The sequence below is a fragment of the Maribellus luteus genome (assembly GCF_003576475.1).
GTDB lineage: Bacteria > Bacteroidota > Bacteroidia > Bacteroidales > Prolixibacteraceae > Draconibacterium > Draconibacterium luteum.
On the sequence record NZ_QWGR01000243.1, the window covers coordinates 1 to 538 of the forward strand.

Annotated in this window: 1 rRNA gene; it reads right to left on the bottom strand. The window is 53.7% G+C overall.

From position 1 onward, the window contains the following. Positions 1–538, bottom strand: a 16S ribosomal RNA gene (locus tag D1614_RS24875); the annotation flags it as partial.

The window sequence follows — 538 nt, forward strand, 5'->3', positions numbered from 1 at the left end:
GGAATTCCACTCTTCTCTTCTGTACTCAAGCCTCCCAGTTTCCAATGGCCCTCCCCGGTTGAGCCGGGGGCTTTCACATCAGACTTAAGAGGCCGCCTGCGCGCGCTTTACGCCCAATAATTCCGGACAACGCTTGCCACCTACGTATTACCGCGGCTGCTGGCACGTAGTTAGCCGTGGCTTTCTCGCAAGGTACCGTCAAGGCGTGAGCATTCCCTCTCACGCTTGTTCTTCCCTTACAACAGAGTTTTACGATCCGAAAACCTTCATCACTCACGCGGCGTTGCTCCATCAGACTTTCGTCCATTGTGGAAGATTCCCTACTGCTGCCTCCCGTAGGAGTCTGGGCCGTGTCTCAGTCCCAGTGTGGCTGATCATCCTCTCAGACCAGCTACTGATCGTAGCCTTGGTGAGCCTTTACCTCACCAACTAGCTAATCAGACGCGGGCCGATCTTTCGGCGATAAATCTTTCCCCGTAAGGGCTTATCCGGTATTAGCACAACTTTCCCTGTGTTGTTCCGAACCAAAAGGTACGTT